Annotated in this window: 15 protein-coding genes and 1 pseudogene; 8 read left to right on the top strand and 8 right to left on the bottom strand. The window is 60.7% G+C overall.

The window, feature by feature from the left end:
- Nucleotides 1-10: 10 nt before the first annotated feature.
- The gene (locus AB4N92_RS21095) at nucleotides 11-1036 is read right to left on the bottom strand and encodes an NAD(P)H-dependent glycerol-3-phosphate dehydrogenase (protein WP_010211695.1); all 1026 of its coding nucleotides are present in this window, start codon (nucleotides 1034-1036) and stop codon (nucleotides 11-13) included.
- A 195-nt stretch (nucleotides 1037-1231) separates the two neighbouring features.
- Here AB4N92_RS21095 and AB4N92_RS21090 point away from each other — a divergent pair, with 195 nt between their 5' ends.
- The 5 genes from AB4N92_RS21090 (at nucleotide 1232) to fabB (ending at nucleotide 8178) form a co-directional block, all read left to right on the top strand.
- Nucleotides 1232-3352 carry a TonB-dependent receptor plug domain-containing protein gene (locus AB4N92_RS21090; RefSeq protein WP_329605907.1) on the top strand — a complete coding sequence of 707 codons (2121 nt, stop codon included), beginning with the start codon at nucleotides 1232-1234 and terminating at the stop codon, nucleotides 3350-3352.
- A gap of 1 nt (nucleotide 3353) precedes the next feature.
- Entirely contained in the window at nucleotides 3354-4283 is a 930-nt protein-coding gene (locus AB4N92_RS21085) for an ABC transporter substrate-binding protein (RefSeq protein ID WP_029529195.1), read from the top strand.
- Complete coding sequence (locus AB4N92_RS21080; protein ID WP_010211700.1) at nucleotides 4280-6181, top strand: ATP-binding protein; 1902 nt, start codon at nucleotides 4280-4282, stop codon at nucleotides 6179-6181. Before AB4N92_RS21085 ends, AB4N92_RS21080 begins: the two co-directional genes overlap by 4 nt.
- A 249-nt stretch (nucleotides 6182-6430) precedes the next feature.
- A complete protein-coding gene (gene fabA, locus AB4N92_RS21075) occupies nucleotides 6431-6946 on the top strand; it encodes a 3-hydroxyacyl-[acyl-carrier-protein] dehydratase FabA (RefSeq protein WP_010211704.1) in 516 nt (171 codons plus the stop codon).
- Nucleotides 6947-6957: 11 nt separating this feature from the next.
- Complete coding sequence (gene fabB, locus AB4N92_RS21070; protein ID WP_010211706.1) at nucleotides 6958-8178, top strand: beta-ketoacyl-ACP synthase I; 1221 nt, start codon at nucleotides 6958-6960, stop codon at nucleotides 8176-8178.
- An 856-nt stretch (nucleotides 8179-9034) separates the two neighbouring features.
- On the opposite strand, the gene AB4N92_RS21065 is transcribed toward fabB, so the two are convergent.
- From AB4N92_RS21065 to AB4N92_RS21055, 3 genes and pseudogenes are all read right to left on the bottom strand, one after another.
- Nucleotides 9035-10078 (bottom strand): methyl-accepting chemotaxis protein, encoded by a 1044-nt coding sequence (locus AB4N92_RS21065; RefSeq protein WP_406550086.1) that lies wholly within the window; start codon nucleotides 10076-10078, stop codon nucleotides 9035-9037.
- A 96-nt stretch (nucleotides 10079-10174) separates the two neighbouring features.
- Nucleotides 10175-10597, bottom strand: a pseudogene (locus tag AB4N92_RS21060) (MCP four helix bundle domain-containing protein); the annotation flags it as partial.
- A 158-nt stretch (nucleotides 10598-10755) separates the two neighbouring features.
- Nucleotides 10756-11778, bottom strand: coding sequence for an amidohydrolase family protein (locus AB4N92_RS21055; protein ID WP_010211709.1), 1023 nt, complete (start codon nucleotides 11776-11778; stop codon nucleotides 10756-10758).
- 140 nt (nucleotides 11779-11918) lie between these two features.
- Between AB4N92_RS21055 and AB4N92_RS21050 the strand changes: the two genes are divergently transcribed.
- Together AB4N92_RS21050 and AB4N92_RS21045 are read left to right on the top strand one after the other, a co-directional pair.
- Nucleotides 11919-12335, top strand: a complete 417-nt coding sequence (locus tag AB4N92_RS21050) for an OsmC family protein (protein ID WP_021492563.1) — start codon at nucleotides 11919-11921, stop codon at nucleotides 12333-12335.
- Nucleotides 12336-12399: 64 nt separating this feature from the next.
- Nucleotides 12400-13266, top strand: a complete 867-nt coding sequence (locus tag AB4N92_RS21045; protein ID WP_176332335.1) for a pirin family protein — start codon at nucleotides 12400-12402, stop codon at nucleotides 13264-13266.
- Nucleotides 13267-13375: 109 nt separating this feature from the next.
- On the opposite strand, the gene AB4N92_RS21040 is transcribed toward AB4N92_RS21045, so the two are convergent.
- The 4 genes from AB4N92_RS21040 to AB4N92_RS21025 form a co-directional block, all read right to left on the bottom strand.
- Nucleotides 13376-14104, bottom strand: a complete 729-nt coding sequence (locus AB4N92_RS21040) for a dienelactone hydrolase family protein (protein ID WP_045792366.1) — start codon at nucleotides 14102-14104, stop codon at nucleotides 13376-13378.
- Between the two features lie 102 nt (nucleotides 14105-14206).
- Entirely contained in the window at nucleotides 14207-16111 is a 1905-nt protein-coding gene (gene htpG, locus AB4N92_RS21035; RefSeq protein ID WP_031291036.1) for a molecular chaperone HtpG, read from the bottom strand.
- Between the two features lie 89 nt (nucleotides 16112-16200).
- Nucleotides 16201-16653: a PaaI family thioesterase gene (locus AB4N92_RS21030; protein ID WP_010211720.1), complete on the bottom strand. Its 453-nt coding sequence runs from the start codon at nucleotides 16651-16653 to the stop codon at nucleotides 16201-16203.
- Nucleotides 16650-17126, bottom strand: coding sequence for a PaaI family thioesterase (locus tag AB4N92_RS21025; protein ID WP_044286893.1), 477 nt, complete (start codon nucleotides 17124-17126; stop codon nucleotides 16650-16652). The genes AB4N92_RS21030 and AB4N92_RS21025 overlap by 4 nt, the downstream gene beginning before the upstream one ends.
- Before the next feature lie 157 nt (nucleotides 17127-17283).
- On the opposite strand from AB4N92_RS21025, the gene AB4N92_RS21020 reads away from it, so the two are divergent.
- Nucleotides 17284-17535 (top strand): hypothetical protein, encoded by a 252-nt coding sequence (locus AB4N92_RS21020; RefSeq protein ID WP_010211724.1) that lies wholly within the window; start codon nucleotides 17284-17286, stop codon nucleotides 17533-17535.
- Nucleotides 17536-17582: the final 47 nt, after the last annotated feature.

The following is a 17582-nucleotide window of genomic DNA, read 5'->3' as shown; positions in this document are numbered from 1 at the left end:
GACGCGTTCCTCAGTTGAAACCACTGGTGGAAATGAAGTCGACATCGGTCTTGGGCTCGGCGCGCATCAGCAACTCGATGACCTGGTTCAGGGTGCGGCCTTCAAACAGGATCGCGTGCAGCCCGGCGACCAGCGGCATATAGACGCCCACTTCCTGGGCCTTGGCCTTGAGCACTTTGAGAGTGTTGACCCCTTCGGCCACTTCTCCCAGTCGTGTGACCGCGTCTTCCAGGCTCAGGCCCTGACCGAGGGCGAACCCGACCTGGTAATTGCGACTTTTCGGCGAGGAGCAGGTGACGATCAAGTCGCCCACGCCCGCCAGCCCCAGGAAGGTCATCGGGTTGGCACCCTGGTTCACCGCAAAACGGGTCATCTCGGCGAGGGCGCGGGTGATCAGCATGCTCTTGGTGTTTTCGCCCATGCCCAGCGCGACGGCCATGCCTGCAATGATCGCGTAGACGTTTTTCAGCGCACCGCCCAGCTCGACGCCAAAGCGGTCGCCGCTGGCGTAGACGCGGAAAGTACGGCCATGCAACACGGCCTGGACGCGTTCGCACAGTTCCTCATCTTCACTGGCGACAACCGTGGCGGTCAGCGCGTGTTCGGCAACTTCCCTTGCCAGGTTCGGCCCGGACAGCACGCCAATGCGCGCCTGGGGAGCGATCTCTTCGAGGATTTCGCTCATCAGCTTGAAGGTCTGCGCCTCGATGCCCTTGGTCAGGCTGACCAGCAGCTTGCCGGCCAGGCGCTCGGCGTGGGGTGCCAGCACCGAGCGCAAGGCGCTGGACGGCAGCGCGACGAAGCACAGGTCGCACGCTGTAAGGGTTTCCAGCAGGTCGGTGACAGGCTCGACCGCCGGATGAATCTTGATGCCTTTAAGGTAACGCGGATTTTCCCGGTGCACCCGAATGGCCTCGGCCTGTTCGGGATCGCGCATCCACTGGCGCACGGCGTGGCCGTTCTCGGCCAGCAGGTTTGCCACGGCGGTACCAAAACTTCCGCCTCCCAGGACCGCAATAGGGCGCTGTTCAGTCATATGCAATCCGTTAATCCATACCAGTGGCGATGGCGGCATTATACGGGCCGACCCGCTGGCGGCCAGCCCCCGTATCAATTCGTGCGTTTGTCGGAAAATGCCACATTTTCATGACGCAATTGCAAGTCCGACGACTGGCAAAAGGCCCCACCTCAGTTAACATGGGCGGCTATCCGTAATTATCAAGGCCGTGCCGTGTATTTGGCCCCTCCTCCCCGTTCATCTCTGTGGCTGATGCTGCTGTGCAGCGCGCCAGCCATGGCCGACGATCTGTTCCTCGACAGCCAGCCGCTGCCCCAGGTGTTGACGGCCACGCGCCTCAAGCAGTCGGCCGCCGCGGTGCCCGGCAGCATGACCGTGATCGACCGCGAGCTGATCAAGGCCAGCGGCGCGCGGGACATCAGCGAGTTGCTGCGGCTGGTGCCGGGGATGATGGTCGGTTACACCACCGGCAACCAGGCCGCGGTGAACTACCACGGCACCAGTGCCAGCGATGCGCGGCGCATGCAGGTGTTGATCGACGGCCGCTCGGTGTATCGCGCGGGCCTGGCCACCGTGGACTGGAGCGATATTCCGGTGGCCATGGAAGATATCGAGCGCATTGAAGTGTTCCGTGGCCCCAACACCGTCAGCTACGGCGCCAATGCGCTGATGGCGGTGGTCAACATTCTTACGCGCTCGCCGGCCAACAGCCACGGCACGCGGTTAAAAGTGGTGCGTGGCGAACGCGGTATCAATGATTTCTATGCCAGCCAGGGCGCGGGCTGGGAAACCGGTGACCTGCGCCTGTCCCTCTCCGGGCAACAGGACGACGGCTTCGACAGCGATGCCACCGGCGCAGACCGTCGTGACAGCCGCCGTCTCAACCGCTTCAGCCTGGCCATCAGCCAAACGCTGAACACGCAACAAAGCATCGACCTGCAGCTGGACGCGAAGGAAGGCACCAACCAGCGGCCGTATACCTACAGCCCGGTCTTCGCAGGGATTACCGAAGGCGGCAACAATTCCGACGTCACCGCCAAGGATTACGCCGGCTCCCTGCGCTGGAACTTCGACTTCAACCCGGATCACAGCCTGTACATCCAGGGCTCCGCCCAACAGTGGGACCGCCGCCAGATCTGGAAAGCCTGTGACGCCAAAGTCTCATTCAGCCCCGAACTGACCCAGTTGTGGCAGATGAACCCCAATTACGCCGAACTGCTGGCCCGGCACATGGACACCTACAGCCAGGGCAGCGCACCACCGGGCAACGCCGCCGAGCAGGCGTTGGCCAACCAAGTGCTGCAGCAGTGGCGCGACGGTGCCAGCCAAAGCGTGTGCGGTGACATCGACCAGAGCACCCGCGAAAGCCGCTACGACCTGGAGATTCAGGACACGCTCAGCCTGTCCGACAGCCTGCGTCTGGTCAGCGGCATGAACTACCGCTACGACCGCGCCGACTCCGACACCTACTTCAACGGCACCCTGGACGACACCACCTGGCGCCTGTTCGGCCAGTTGGAATGGCGCGCCAGCGAGCACTGGCTACTGCAAGGCGGCGCCATGTATGAAGACACCCACCTGAGCGGCAACTCGCTGACGCCACGGGTGGCGGTCAACTACCTGATCAACCCGCGCCACGGCTTGCGCGCGGTGTACTCCGAGGCGATCCGCTCCCCGGACATGTTCGAGAACAACGTCAACTGGAGTTATCGCGTCACCAACCTCAGCTCCCCGGCCTATGGGCAGACCACCGGGCAATACTTCGTAAAAACCCGGGGCCCGGGCAACCTCGATAAAGAGATGATGAAGTCACGGGAACTGGGGTACAACGGCTTCTTTGCCGACATCGGGCTGAACATGGACGTGAAACTGTTCTACGACGAGATCACCGACATGATCAGCTCGCCGCTGCGCAATAACCAATACATTGCCAGCAACGCCAACAGCGCCCGGTTTACCGGCGCCGAGTCGCAGCTCGACTGGCGCGTGAGCAATGCCGACCGCCTGCGCCTTACCTACGCTTACGTCGACGCCAGCACCAGCAACCCGCTGGACAAAGCACAGACCGCCCGCAACAGCGGCTCCGCCGGCTGGTTGCGTGAATGGGGCCAGGGTTGGTCCAGTGCGCTGTTCTACTATGGCGATGACGCACTCAACCAATATCGCTTCGAACGGGTCGACCTGCGGGTGGCCAAGCGCATTGCCCTGGGCAAAGCCAATGTGGAGCTGGCCGGCATGCTGCAAGAACGCCTCGACAACCAGCCCACGACCTGGGCCGACAACAACTATGACCATCGCCACGTGCTCTACTTCAGTGCCGAGTTAGAGTTCTGACATGGGCGACTCGTCACGGATGACCGGCCTGTTTATCACTCGACTCTGGCGGCGAGCGGTGCTGCTCGCCTGCCTTCTGATGGCCGCGCCGGCGTGGAGCGCCGACATCCTGCTGACCGCCGCCGAAGACGGCGCCGGGGTGCAGGCCTTTGCCCAGGCCCTGGCCCAGCAACGCCCGGAAGACCGTATCACCTTTACCGCCCTCAAAGACTTGCCGGCACCCGGCCGCCTACCGGCAACCACGCGCTTGATCCTGCTGGACCTGCCCGGCCTCGACTGGCGCCTGCAAGAGCCCCAGGGCCCACCGACCCTGGTGCTGCGCATCAGCCGCCTGCAAGCCCATCAGCGCCTGGGCGCCATGCCGCACCCACGCATTAGCCTGCTGTGGAGCGACCCACCGCTCGATCGCCAACTACGCCTGATCGCGAGCATCCTGCCGCAGGCCCGGCGTATCGGCGTGCTCTATGGCGCCGGCAGCGAGTTCCTGCTGCCTGAACTGCGCCAGCACGCAACGCTACTGGGCCTGGAAATCGTGCCGCAGCTCTGGGACAACATTACTGACAGTCGGCCGCTGCAGACCCTGTTCCGCAACAGTGACGTACTGCTCGGCCTCGACGACCCGCAGTTGTACAACCCGAAGACCGCGAAGAACCTGTTGCTGAGCAGTTACGCCCAGCAGTTGCCGCTGATAGGCCCGAACGCGGGCTTCGTGCGGGCCGGCAGCCTGGCCAGCACTTACAGCGACCAGGCCGACTGGCTTGCCGTGCTCGACCGCCTGCTCGACCACTCGCCGGCCAACTGGCCGCACTCGCTGTACCCGGAACGCTTCAAAGTCGTGGGCAACCCGCAAGTCGCGCGCTCACTGGGGATCGAACAGGTGGACGAAGCCAGTGTCGCCACCCGATTGGCCGAAGGAGAAAAACGCCCATGACCTTGCGTCGTCGTTGGGACATCAACACCCGCACCCAGCTCATTACCCTGGGCCCGGCGCTGTTGCTGACGTTGCTGTTGATCAGCTTCTTCACCTTCGTGCGTATCCAGGACCTGCGCCAGGAACTGGACCACACCGGCCAGTTGATCGCCAACCAACTGGCGCCCGCCACCGAGTACGGGGTGATTTCCGGCAACAATGACGTGCTCGACAGCCTGTTGCGCGCCACGCTGGCCACGCCCCATGTGCGCTTCCTGGAAATCCAGGACAGCAGCGAGAATATCCTCGTGTATGTCGAGCAACCGTCGGAGAAACATGACCGGTCGCTGTCAGTCAAAGTGTTCCAGGCGCCGATCCGCCTGCAACACATTCAGCTCGGCAATGATTTCTTCCAGGACAACCTCAACGAATCCAAGGCCCCGCGCGCTGACTACCTGGGCCGCGTGATCGTCGGCATGTCCAACGATGCCTTCAGCCAGCGCCAGCAGGAGATCCTCTTCAAGGCCGGCATCCTCGCGCTGTTCGCCCTCCTGTTTACCTTCCTGCTCGCACGGCGCCTGGCCGCCAGCCTGTCGCAGCCGATCAGCGCCATGGGCCATGCGGTGAAGGCGATCCAGCAAGGCGACTACAAGACGCCGTTGCCGATCGTGGACGACTCCGAACTGGGCGACCTGTCTCGGCATATCAACAACCTCGCCGAAGGCCTCAACCAGGCCAGCCGCGAACAGCAACAGGCCATGGCCCAGTTGATCCAGACTCGCGAAGAGGCCGAGCGGGCCAACAACGCGAAATCGGATTTCCTGGCGATGATGAGCCATGAGTTGCGCACACCCATGAACGGCGTGCTGGGCATGTTGCAGTTGTTGGAAACCACCGAGATGACCGAAGAACAGACCGAGTACGCGGCGCTGGCGTCGGAGTCCACCGAGCATTTGCTCAAGGTGATCAACGATATCCTCGACTTCTCGCGTATCGAGCGCGCGGCGCTGGAGCTGGAGCACATTCCGTTCAACCTGGCGGACCTGATCAACAGCTGCGCCCAGGCGTTTCAGCACAGCGCCCAGCAGCGCGGGCTGGCGCTGGAGCTGTCGATTCCGCCAGGGATGGATACCTTGCGGGTGCAGGGCGACCCGACGCGGATCCGTCAGATTCTGGTGAACCTGATCGGCAACGCGCTGAAGTTCACCGAGCACGGCAACGTCAGCATCGAGCCACACTGGCAGACCCTCGACCATGAACTGGTGTGGTTCACCTGCACCGTGCGCGACAGTGGCATCGGGATTTCCGCCGAACGCCTGGAATTGATGTTCGATGCGTTCCAGCAGGCCGACAGTTCCATTTCAAGACGTTACGGCGGCACCGGCCTGGGCCTGCCCATCGCCCGAACCCTGGCCGAACGCATGGGCGGCACCCTGCGCGCCCAGAGCGAAGAAGCCCGCGGCTCGGTGTTCACCCTGGAAATTCCGCTGGCCATTGACCAGCACAGCGTGCCGGCCATCGCCAGCGACGCCGACGGCAAAACCGGCGCAGGCGATGGTCGCCATGTGCTGTTGGTGGAAGACAACCCGGTCAACCGCGCCGTGGTCGAAGCCATGCTGCGCAGCCTGGGCTTTGAAGTGAGCCTGGCCACCGACGGTGCCGAGGCGATCCGCAGCGCCGAGAGCCTGATTTTCACCGCCATCCTGATGGATTGCCGGCTGCCGGTGATCGACGGCTACGAAGCCACCCGGCAGATTCGGCAGTTGCCGGGTTGCGCCGACCTGCCGATCATCGCCCTGACTGCCAACGCCTTGCAGGGCGACCGTGAAGCCTGTCTGGCAGCGGGAATGAACGATTACCTGGCCAAGCCGTTCAAACGCACGGATTTGCAGCAAATCCTACAACGTTGGGTGCAATAGCGCCGCGCCATCAGCCAAGTCCGACTGGCGTGAAAGACGAAAGTGCGGCAGTCTTAGGCACCCGAACGGGCCCATAAACAGGCCCGGTTTAAAATTTCAGTGAACAAGTGTACATTCAGTACCTTGCCGCTGTGACTTTCACTACAACGCAATAGTCTATGTGTAGGCTGCCGACATGAGGCATGAACGCTTCATTCGGTTCGGGAAGATTTACCCTACCCTGCCGCATGGGATTATTGAGGAGCTCGCATGACCAAACAAAACGCCTTTACTCGGGAAGACCTGCTGCGCTGCAGTCGCGGTGAGCTGTTCGGCCCAGGTAACGCGCAACTGCCCGCCCCGAACATGCTGATGGTGGATCGCATCACCCATATCAGCGAAGAGGGTGGCAAGTACGGCAAAGGTGAATTGGTCGCCGAGCTGGATATCACCCCGGACCTGTGGTTCTTCGCCTGCCATTTCGAAGGCGACCCAGTGATGCCAGGTTGCCTGGGCCTTGACGCCATGTGGCAGCTGGTCGGTTTCTTCCTCGGCTGGCAAGGTTTGCCTGGCCGCGGCCGCGCCCTGGGTTCGGGCGAAGTGAAGTTCTTTGGCCAGGTTCTGCCGACCGCCAAGAAAGTCACCTATAACATTCAAATCAAGCGCGTCCTCAAGGGCAAGCTGAACCTGGCCATCGCCGATGGTTCGGTGAGCGTCGACGGTCGCGAGATCTATACTGCCGAAGGCCTTCGGGTCGGCGTATTCACTTCCACTGACAACTTTTAAGGGTTATCCGCATGCGCCGCGTCGTTATCACTGGTCTGGGCATTGTTTCTTGCCTGGGCAATGACAAAGAGACCGTCACCGCTAACCTGCGTGCAAGTCGCCCTGGCATCCGCTTCAACCCGGAATATGCCGAAATGGGTCTGCGTAGCCAGGTTTCCGGCTCCATCGACCTGCCCCTCGAAGAGCTGATTGATCGCAAGATCTATCGCTTCGTCGGCCACGCTGCCGCCTATGCCTACCTGGCCATGAAAGACGCGATCGCCGACTCCGGCCTGAGCGACGACCAGGTATCGAACGTACGCACCGGCCTGATCGCCGGCTCCGGCGGCGCATCGACCCTCAACCAGATGGAAGCGCTGGACATCCTGCGCGAAAAAGGCGTGAAGCGCGTTGGCCCTTACCGTGTCACGCGGACCATGGGCAGCACCGTTTCGGCCTGCCTGGCCACGCCGTTCCAGATCAAGGGCGTGAACTACTCGATCTCCTCCGCCTGCGCCACCAGTGCACACTGCATCGGTACTGCGGTTGAGCAGATCCAGCTGGGCAAGCAGGACATCGTATTCGCCGGCGGCGGTGAAGAAGAGCATTGGAGCCAGTCGTTCCTGTTCGACGCCATGGGCGCGCTGTCCACTCAATACAACGAAACCCCGGAAAAGGCCTCCCGCGCCTACGACGCCAAGCGTGACGGTTTCGTCATCGCCGGCGGTGGCGGCATGGTGGTGGTCGAGGAGCTGGAACACGCTCTGGCCCGTGGTGCCAAGATCTACGCGGAAATCGTCGGCTACGGCGCCACTTCCGACGGCTACGACATGGTTGCCCCGAGCGGTGAAGGCGCCATCCGTTGCATGCAGATGGCCATGTCCACTGTAGATACCCCAATCGACTACCTGAACACCCACGGCACCTCGACTCCGGTCGGCGACGCCAAGGAAATGGAAGGCGTGCGTGCGGTCTTCGGCGACAAGGCGCCAGCCATCAGCTCCACCAAGAGCCTGTCGGGTCACTCCCTGGGCGCCGCCGGCGTTCACGAAGCGATCTACTGCCTGCTGATGATGGAAGGCAACTTCATGGCCGGCTCGGCCAACATCGACGAGATTGATCCGGTGGTGGCTGACATGCCGATCCTGACCAAAACCGTTGAGAATGCAAAAATCGACACCGTGATGAGCAACAGCTTCGGCTTTGGTGGCACTAACGCCACCCTGGTGCTGAAACGCTGGCAAGGTAAGTAGGCCTGTCGCTTGATCGCATGAAAAAGCCCCGACTGGTTCGGGGCTTTTTTGTGGGCAATCAACTCAGGACCGAGTCGCCTGCTTCGCGAGCAAGCCCGCTCCCACACTGACCGCATTTCTTTAGAAGGTACTCGGTCAAGTGTGGGAGCGGGCTTGCTCGCGAAGGGGCCCCCTCGGCTTCCCGCCCTACACCGAAAACCGCGCCACCAGAGTGTTCAGGTCCACCGCCAGCCGCGACAAATCGTGACTCGCGGCACTGGTCTGATTCGCCCCCGTTGACGTCTGGTGCGCCAAGGCACTAACGCCACCCTGGTGCTGAAACGCTGGTAGGGTAAGTAAGGCCTGTCGCTTGATCGCATGAAAAAGTCCCGACTGGTTCGGGGCTTTTTTGTGGGTGATTACAGGTAAGACCGCGCCGCCTCTATCGCAGGCAAGCCAGCTCCCACAGTTTGAATTGTAAACACAGTCAAATGTGGGAGCTGGCTTGCCTGCGATGGCGCCATCTCGGTCTCCCGCCCTACACCGAAAACCGCGCCACCAGCGTGTTCAGGTCCACCGCCAGCCGCGACAAATCGTGACTCGCGGCACTGGTCTGATTCGCCCCCGTTGACGTCTGGTGCGCCAAGGCACTAACGCCACCCTGGTGCTGAAACGCTGGTAGGGTAAGTAAGGCCTGTCGCTTGATCGCATGAAAAAGTCCCGACTGGTTCGGGGCTTTTTTGTGGGCAATCAACTCAGGACCGAGTCGCCTGCTTCGCGAGCAAGCCCGCTCCCACACTGACCGCATTTCTTTAGAAGGTACTCGGTCAAGTGTGGGAGCGGGCTTGCTCGCGAAGGGGCCCCTCGGCTTCCCGCCCTACACCGAAAACCGCGCCACCAGCGTGTTCAGGTCCACCGCCAGCCGCGACAAATCGTGACTCGCGGCACTGGTCTGATTCGCCCCCGTTGACGTCTGGTGCGCCAAATCGCGAATGTTCATCAGATTGCGATCCACCTCACGCGCCACTGCCGCCTGTTGCTCAGACGCGCTGGCAATCACCAGGTTACGCTCATTGATCAGGGTAAATGCCGAGGCAATTTCCTCCAACGCCGTGCCTGCCGACTTGGCGATATCCAGCGTGGAGCGCGCCCGTGTATTGCTCTGCTGCATCGAGCTGACCGCCTGATCGGTACCCTGCTGGATCCCGCTGATCATCTGTTCGATTTCCTGGGTCGACTGCTGGGTGCGGTGGGCCAAGGCGCGCACCTCGTCCGCAACTACCGCAAAACCACGTCCGGCATCCCCGGCACGTGCCGCTTCGATCGCCGCATTCAGCGCCAGCAGGTTGGTCTGTTCGGCAATCGAGCGGATGACGTCCAGCACCTTGCTGATGCCATAGACCTTCTGCGCCAAGTCCTCGACCTGCGTCACATTGTCGGTCACATCGGTGGCCAGCGCTTCAATCGACACCACCGTCTGCTGCACCTGCTCACGCCCACGCTGGGCGATGCGGTCGGATTCGCGCGACGCCTGCGACGTGGCCACTGCATTGCTTGCCACCTCTTCGACCGCGGCGGTCATCTGGTTGACGGCCGTGGCGGCCTGCTCGATTTCCTGGCTCTGTTGATGCAAGCCACGCGTCGCGTCCTCCGTGACGCAACTCAGCTCTTCGGAAGCCGACGCCAGTTGGTTCGACGATTCGGATATGCGCCGGATGGTGTCACGCAGATTTTCCTGCATGCTCTTGAGCGCCTGCTGCAAGCGCGCCGGTTCGTCGCGGCCACGGACACTGATCTCACCGGTTAAATCGCCGCTCGCGACGCCCTGGGCCACTTTCAACGACTGTGCCAGCGGCAGCACGATACTGCGCGTCAGCAATACCGCCAGGCCAATGGTGACCAGCGCCGTGAGCACAATCATGCCGATCACCCAAATGCGCGACTGGCTGAATACGCTTTGTGCCAGGCTTGCGGCCTGGTTGGCACTGGTCTTGTTCAAGGTCACCAGTTCGCGCAGCGTCGCCGCCATTTCGTCAGCCAGTTGGTTCATTTCGCCGTTGACCACCCGGATCGCATCCTCCAGTTGATTGGCCTTGGACAAGGTCACCACCTGCTCCTGACGTTCGAGGTAGCGCGCCTCTTCGGCCTTGAAGCGATCAAATAACACTTGTTCGGCGGGCAATACGATCAAGCCCTGATACAACGTTCGAGCGCGATGCAGGTTGGCTTTGATTTCAGTGAGTTTCTGTTCATTCTGCGCCAGCGCCTGGGGGTCGCGGTTGACCAGCAGGCGCAACGTCAGCGCACGGATGCGCAGCAGGTCCTGACTCATATCCCCCACCGCCATCACGCTGGGCAGCCAGTTGTTTTCCACCTGATCCGACTGCTGCCGCATATTGGCCATCTGCAACAGGGCAAAGCCGCCCAGGGCAAACACCATCAACGCCAACACGCCAAACCCCAATCCCGCGCGCGGGGCGATATTCAGACTTCTGATACTCATGCCTTGGCTCCTTCCAAACGCGCTGCATCCATTTGCAGCTGGCTCTTGAAAGTTATCGGCCCGTTACGGCCGTTGCGTAAGACCAAAACGCGATATCAACGGGCTGCACCCTCTTGGTTCGCTTTAGGCAGGACGGCAAGAAAGTTATCCCGCGCAACTTTTTGCGCCACATCCTCAGGCAAGGCATCGAGAAAAGGGTCAAAGCGGCGCATCTCCTTACCCAGCTTGTTGAACCGCCCTACGACATCCGAGCCCAGCATAAAGCGCTCCGGGAAGCGTTCCACCAGCTTTACCCACTCCGGGCGAGGCTGGCCTGCGTCATCGAGCAGATACGGCGTGAGCATGCTCCAGGACAGGTCAACATACAGGTTGGGATAAGCCTCCAGCAGGCGGCTCAAGGTGGGCAGCAAAAAGTCCATCTGCACCTGGTGGCGGTGGATTTCCTTGCTGGTGCCGGCATGGGCCCAGATAAAGCGCGTGTGGGGATGGTTGCGCAGCGGCTCCTCCACTTCGGCGAGGTACAGCGGGTTACGCTCGCGTTTGGAGGTGATGTTGGAGTGCAGCATCACCGGCAGGTCGTTTTCCGCTGCGAGGTGATAGATGCGGGTCATGGCTTCGTTGTTCGCGCGCGGCGTGTCGCCCGCCGTGATGGCCGTGAGGTCGTCATGGCGCGTGAAGACTTCGCCGATGCCCTGCCACAGCCCTGGGTTGAGGTCGAGCATGCGCTGGATATGGGCATCCGAGTTCTTGTCGTTAGGATTGAAGCCCGACAGGAACGGATGAAAGTGCTGACGCTGTTCAGGGGTCAGCTTGTTGACCGCTGCCGCAACGATCACGTCGGTGGCGCTGTACCAATAAGCATCGGCGTCATCACCGGCGTAATAACGTGGGCGCTTGGGTTCGTCTTCGTGCCACTTCTTCGCGACCGGAATGCCGGAAATCATCACATGCTCAATGCGGTTGTCGGCCATCGCCTTGAGCAGCTTGTCCATGCCCGCCGTTTCCTGAAAGAAATCAACGTAATGCAGGTGCGCATCGCTGTAGGCATAGTCGCGGGCCTGCGCAACAAGGCTGCCGGCGGTGAACAACAGGGCAAGCGTCAGACGGGTCCAGGGCACGGTAACACCTCGATAAGGGCTGATACGGGTAGACCTTGCGCGCCCCACCGGGGTTCATCCGGCAAAAAACGCGGAACACCGAAGTGCCAGCATGCTCTATAACTGCATGACCTTCATCCTGTCACCCTGTGAGGTTTACCATGCCTGTTACCGTAAATACCCTGAACCAAGACAACTTCCGCCATAGCGTCAATATCAACAACCATGAGTTGTTTACCGACCTGCCCAAAAGCCTGGGCGGCGATGATTCGGCGCCCTCCCCCCACGACTACTTCGACGCCGCGCTGGCGTCGTGCAAAGCATTGACCGTCAAGCTCTACGCACAGAAGAAAGACATCCCGCTTTCCGGCGTAACTGTAGAAGTCACCCATGACGCCGCTGAAGAACAAAAGGGTAAATACAAACTCAACGTCACGCTGACGCTCAAGGGCGTCCTCACCGACGAACAACGCGACGAGCTGCACCGTGTGGCGGATCGCTGCCCGGTGCACAAGCTGATGACCACCGCCGACGTCAGCATTGAGACGAAGCTGTCGGAAGGTGCCTTCAGCCAATAGCGGCAACATCCTACCGAGCGGGTTATGCTCAGCAGCATCCAACCCGCTCAGATTGGGACGCACCATGACCACCCTCACCGTGATCCGCCCTCGCCCCGAAGAGGTCGAAGGCCAACCGATCCTGCGCCCGCTGCCGTCGCGAGAATGCCGCAGCGTCGGGCCTTTCGTGTTTTTCGACCATATGCTGCTCACCCGTTATGCACCGGGCGAGGGCATGAATATCCGCCAACACCCGCATATTGGTCTGTCCACGCTCACTTATCTGTTCGAAGGCGCTTTGCAGCACAAAGACAGCCTGGGTTCGGACCAGGTGGTGCACGCCGGCGATGTCAGCTGGATGACCGCCGGCAGCGCGATTGCCCACGTCGAGCGTACACCTGAGGCGCTCAAGGCCAGAGGTTTCAGCCTGCATGGGCTGCAAGTCTGGCTGGCATCACCAAAGGACCACGAAACGGGGCCGGGGCATTACAGCCATCACCCGGCCGCGAGCCTGCCGGTGAGTGACAACCTCGGCGTGCAGATCCGCCTGATCGCGGGTGATGGTTTCTGCCTCAAATCGCCGGTGCCGGTGCTATCGCCCACGTTGTATGCCGAGGTACGCATGCAAACGGCCACGACCCTGCTGATTCCTGATGAGCATGAGGAACGGGCAGTGTATGTGCTGGAGGGCGAGGCGCAGTTGGAGGGGGAAGCATTGGAGGTGCACAGCTTGGCGGTACTGCCGGCCGGGCAGGAAATGACACTGTTCGCCGAGAGCGATTGCCACCTGATGGTGTTTGGCGGCGCGCCACTGGATGGGCCACGGCGGATTAATTGGAATTTTGTCGCGAGTGATCCGGCGGTGATCGAACAGGCCAGGCAGCGCTGGGCGGCTGGGGATTGGCCGACGGTGCCGGGTGAGTCCGAAAGAATTGAATTGCCTGTGAGATAGCATTCGCGAGCAAGCCCGCTCCCACACTCGACCCCATTTACCCTGTAGGAATGCGGTCGAATGTGGGAGCGGGCTTGCTCGCGAAGAGGCCCGAACAAGCGCTAGAGATTTAGCCCTTGAACACTTCATCCAACAGGTTATGCATCGACTGGAACGCCCGCTTGGCAGTCTTCGCGTCGTACATCATTTTGCCCGGCACGTTTGCATGCGGGTCGGTGAAGGAATGCACCGCGCCGCCGTAGCTCAGCAATTGCCAATCCACGCCCGCCGCGTTCATTTCATCTTCGAACACCGGCAGTTGCTCTTTGGGCACCAACGGGTCGCATGCGCCATGCAGGACCAGCACAGAGCCTTTGATGTTCTTCGCGTCCGCCGGGTTCGGCGTGTCGAGGGTGCCGTGGAACGAGATGGCAGCCTTGACCGGCACACCGGTACGCGCCAGTTCCAGGGAGCAGCAACCGCCGAAACAGAAACCAAAGGTCGCCAGTTTTGACGTATCAACGGCGGCCTCGGTCTGGCCCTGCAGTTGCTCGAATGCCGCCTGCATGCGCTTGTTCAACAACGCACGGTCGTTCTTCAGCGGCATCATCGCAGCGCCGGCCTCATCACCATTCGAAGGGCGCACAGTCTGGCCGTAGAGGTCGGCGATCAGTACTACGTAGCCCTTGCCGGCCACGCTTTTGGCGATCTCCTCAGCCCCCGCACTCACGCCCATCCAGTTCGGCGCCATCAGCAGCCCCGGCAGCGGGCCCTTGTGGCTGGCATCGAACGCCAGGCGGCTTTCATAGGACTGGCCATCAATCTGATAGACCACGGAACGTACAGTGACTTGGCTCATCGTTTACTCCAGTTGAGGTGAATTAACCATTCGGCGCAACGTGCTCCCTGTTGGAGCGCCAGAACGAAAAAACCCGCCGAAGCGGGTTTTTTTACTTCAAGGTCAAACCGACAGTTCAACCAACAGCTTGTTCAGGCGGCGCACATAGGCGGCCGGGTCTTTCAAGCTGTCGCCAGCGGCCAGGGCCGCCTGGTCGAAGAGGATGTGCGACAGGTCGCCAAACCGCTCTTCGCTTTGCTCGCCGTCGAGTTTCTCGATCAGCGGGTGTGCCGGGTTGAATTCGAAGATCGGCTTGGAATCCGGAACCTTCTGGCCACTGGCTTCGAGGATCTGGCGCATCTGCATGCCCAGGTCCTGCTCGCCGATCGCCAGGATCGCCGGAGAATCGGTCAGACGGTGCGACACGCGCACTTCGCTGACGGCATCGCCCAGGGACGCCTTGATCCGCTCAACCAGGCCTTCTTTGGACTTGGCGACTTCTTCGGCTTCTTTCTTCTCTTCTTCGGAGTCCAGGTTACCCAGGTCCAGGTCACCACGGGCCACGTCGACAAAGGACTTGCCATCGAATTCGTTGAGGTAGCTCATCAGCCACTCATCGATACGGTCGGTCAGCAGCAACACTTCGATGCCTTTCTTGCGGAAGACTTCCAGGTGCGGGCTGTTCTTGACCTGGGCGTAGGTTTCGCCAGTCAGGTAGTAGATCTTGTCCTGACCTTCCTTGGCGCGTGCCAGGTACTCGGCCAGGGACACAACCTGCTCGCCGCCCTCTTCATGCGTCGAGGCAAAGCGCAGCAGGCCGGCGATTTTTTCCTTGTTGGCGAAATCTTCCGCAGGGCCTTCTTTCATGACCTGGCCGAAGTTTTTCCAGAAGCCTTTGTATTGCTCAGGCTCGTTCTTCGCCAGTTTTTCCAGCATGTCGAGTACGCGCTTGGTCAGCGCCGACTTCATAGAGTCGATGATCGGATCTTTCTGCAGGATTTCCCGCGAAACGTTCAGCGACAAATCGTTGGAGTCGACCACGCCCTTGATGAAGCGCAGGTACAACGGCAGGAAGGATTCCGCCTGGTCCATCACGAACACACGCTGCACGTAGAGCTTCAGGCCTTTCGGCGCTTCACGCTGGTACAGGTCGAACGGAGCACGCGCCGGTACGTAGAGCAGCGAGCTGTATTCCAGCTTGCCTTCGACCTTGTTGTGGCTCCAGCTCAGCGGGTTTTCGTAATCGTGACCGATGTGCTTGTAGAACTCCTGGTATTCCTCGTCCTTGATCTCGGTACGCGGACGGGTCCACAGCGCGCTGGCGCGGTTGACCACTTCCCATTCCTGGGCTGGAGCCTCTTCGCCTTCAACGGCAGCCTGTTCTTTTGGCAGTTCGATCGGCAGGGCGATGTGATCGGAATACTTCTTGACGATGTTACGCAGGCGCCAGCCATCGGCGAATTCGTCTTCACCCGATTTAAGGTGCAGGACGATACGGGTGCCACGGTCGGCCTTGTCGATAGTGGCGATTTCGAATTCGCCCTCACCTTTGGACGACCAGTGCACGCCTTCGCTGGCGTCGAGGCCGGCACGGCGGCTGAACACTTCTACTTTGTCGGCCACGATGAAGGCCGAGTAGAAGCCCACGCCGAACTGGCCGATCAGGTGCGAATCTTTCTTCTGGTCGCCCGACAGGTTTTTCATGAAGTCGGCAGTACCGGATTTAGCGATGGTGCCCAAGTGGGTAATCGCGTCTTCGCGGCTCATGCCGATGCCGTTGTCTTCGAGGGTGACGGTCTTGGCGTCCTTGTCGAAGCTCACACGGATTTTCAGTTCGGCGCCACCTTCCAGCAACTCAGGCTTGGACAGGGCTTCGAAACGTAATTTGTCGACAGCGTCAGAGGCGTTCGAGATCAATTCGCGAAGGAAGATTTCCTTGTTGGAATACAGCGAATGGATCATGAGGTGCAGCAGTTGCTTCACCTCGGTCTGGAAGCCCAGGGTTTCCTTTTGAGTTTCCACACTCATGGTCATCAAACTCCAATTGGATGGCAGTGGCCGCGCCCTTGAGGGTTGGCGGCGGGTTGTCATCAAAGTTGGGGGCTAAGACCAGGATTTCAAGGGCGGCTCGATTCCTCGATCTTGAAATGCGCGCGGGCGGTAGCGATGGGTTCTGCGGCAGTGCTTTGCCAGGCAGTGATCGCGACGTTTGCCACCCGTCGGCCTTGACGCCAGACCTGGCATTTGGCGTAGGTGTCGCGAAACTGCCCGGCGCGCAGGTAATCCAGGGAAAAGTCGATGATTTTCGGAATGCCCGGCGCACCGGTGAAGACCAGCAGGTGCAGCGCGGCGGACAGCTCCATGAAGCCGGCGATCACGCCGCCGTGCAGTGCCGGCAATATGGGGTTACCAATATTGTCCTTGTTGGCGGGCAGCCGGAACAGCAGCTCATCCCCCAGCCGAGTGCATTCGATACCGATGAGCTTGGCGTAGGGGATCAGGTTGAGCAACGCCTCATAATCGCCGCGCTCATGGGCCTGTTCCAGGCGGGTCTTGAATCGGTGCGTCATGCCTGCGCTCCCTTGATCGTGTTGCCCAACCCTTGCGCACCCTTGAGGCGCTTGCCCATGCGCATAAACGTGCCCACCACATGGGCGATGGGTTGTTGCGGATCATCCTGGTAGGCAAAACCACGGGTGAAGATCACGTCGGTGGTCACCCGGTAGCATTGGGCGAAGCCGTACACCGGCTGGTGCGGCGCAGCGGGATGCATGTAGTCAACACGCAAGTCGAGGGTCGGGCACACCTCGAATTCCGGCAATACACAAAGGGTGGCCATGCCACAGGCGGTGTCCATCAGGGAGGTCAGCGCGCCGCCGTGGATCACGCCCGACCGGGGATCGCCCACCAAATGCGGGGCGTAGGGCATGATCAAGGTAATGCCCTCCTCGCTGGCCTGATGAGCGGTAATGCCCAGCACCTGGCAATGGCGCAAGGCCGAAACAAAGCGCGCCGCGCGCGCCAACAGGGGATTTTCGGTCATTCGTTAAAGACTCTTATTAATGTTGATCCACCAAATCGAGGGTCCGGACAAAAGTTCCGGTTAGGCAGCGATTTATATATCTATGGAATAAAAGGAACTAATGCCGAACCGCCATGCTCGAAAGGCCAGTAGATATCTTCAATAAGGAGAAACACCCATGCGCAAGACTTTAGCTATTTCCATGATGCTCGCCGCTGCCCTCGGTCTCGCTGCCTGCGACAAGAAATCCGAAGACAAAGCCCAAGACGCCGCCGCGCATTCTGAGCAAGCTCAGAAAGACATGGCGAAGGCTCAGGATAAAGTGAACGACGCTGCGAAAGAAAACGCCGATGCTGCCAAAGCTCAGGCTGAATCGAACGAAGCCGCCGCAAAAGAAGCAGCACCTGCTACCCCTGCCACCGGTTCTTGAGACCGCGGCTTGAAATAGCTTGGCTGCAAAAAGAAAGCCCGCTTAGA

This window comes from Pseudomonas sp. S3_A09 (assembly GCF_054668065.1).
The sequence above is the reverse complement of the archived record's forward strand: the minus strand, read 5'-3'. Positions and strand labels throughout refer to the sequence as shown.

What these genes read in the sequence shown, in the direction of transcription:
- AB4N92_RS21080 (WP_010211700.1), top strand. Translation starts at nt 4,280, where the DNA reads ATGACCTTGCGTCGTCGTTGGGACATCAACACCCGCACCCAGCTCATT.
- AB4N92_RS21025 (WP_044286893.1), bottom strand. Translation starts at nt 17,126, where the DNA reads ATGACCGAAAATCCCCTGTTGGCGCGCGCGGCGCGCTTTGTTTCGGCC.
- AB4N92_RS21040 (WP_045792366.1), bottom strand. Translation starts at nt 14,104, where the DNA reads ATGAGCCAAGTCACTGTACGTTCCGTGGTCTATCAGATTGATGGCCAG.
- htpG (WP_031291036.1), bottom strand. Translation starts at nt 16,111, where the DNA reads ATGAGTGTGGAAACTCAAAAGGAAACCCTGGGCTTCCAGACCGAGGTG.
- AB4N92_RS21065 (WP_406550086.1), bottom strand. Translation starts at nt 10,078, where the DNA reads ATGATTGTGCTCACGGCGCTGGTCACCATTGGCCTGGCGGTATTGCTG.
- AB4N92_RS21020 (WP_010211724.1), top strand. Translation starts at nt 17,284, where the DNA reads ATGCGCAAGACTTTAGCTATTTCCATGATGCTCGCCGCTGCCCTCGGT.
- fabB (WP_010211706.1), top strand. Translation starts at nt 6,958, where the DNA reads ATGCGCCGCGTCGTTATCACTGGTCTGGGCATTGTTTCTTGCCTGGGC.
- AB4N92_RS21050 (WP_021492563.1), top strand. Translation starts at nt 11,919, where the DNA reads ATGCCTGTTACCGTAAATACCCTGAACCAAGACAACTTCCGCCATAGC.
- fabA (WP_010211704.1), top strand. Translation starts at nt 6,431, where the DNA reads ATGACCAAACAAAACGCCTTTACTCGGGAAGACCTGCTGCGCTGCAGT.
- AB4N92_RS21045 (WP_176332335.1), top strand. Translation starts at nt 12,400, where the DNA reads ATGACCACCCTCACCGTGATCCGCCCTCGCCCCGAAGAGGTCGAAGGC.
- AB4N92_RS21095 (WP_010211695.1), bottom strand. Translation starts at nt 1,036, where the DNA reads ATGACTGAACAGCGCCCTATTGCGGTCCTGGGAGGCGGAAGTTTTGGT.
- AB4N92_RS21030 (WP_010211720.1), bottom strand. Translation starts at nt 16,653, where the DNA reads ATGACGCACCGATTCAAGACCCGCCTGGAACAGGCCCATGAGCGCGGC.
- AB4N92_RS21085 (WP_029529195.1), top strand. Translation starts at nt 3,354, where the DNA reads ATGGGCGACTCGTCACGGATGACCGGCCTGTTTATCACTCGACTCTGG.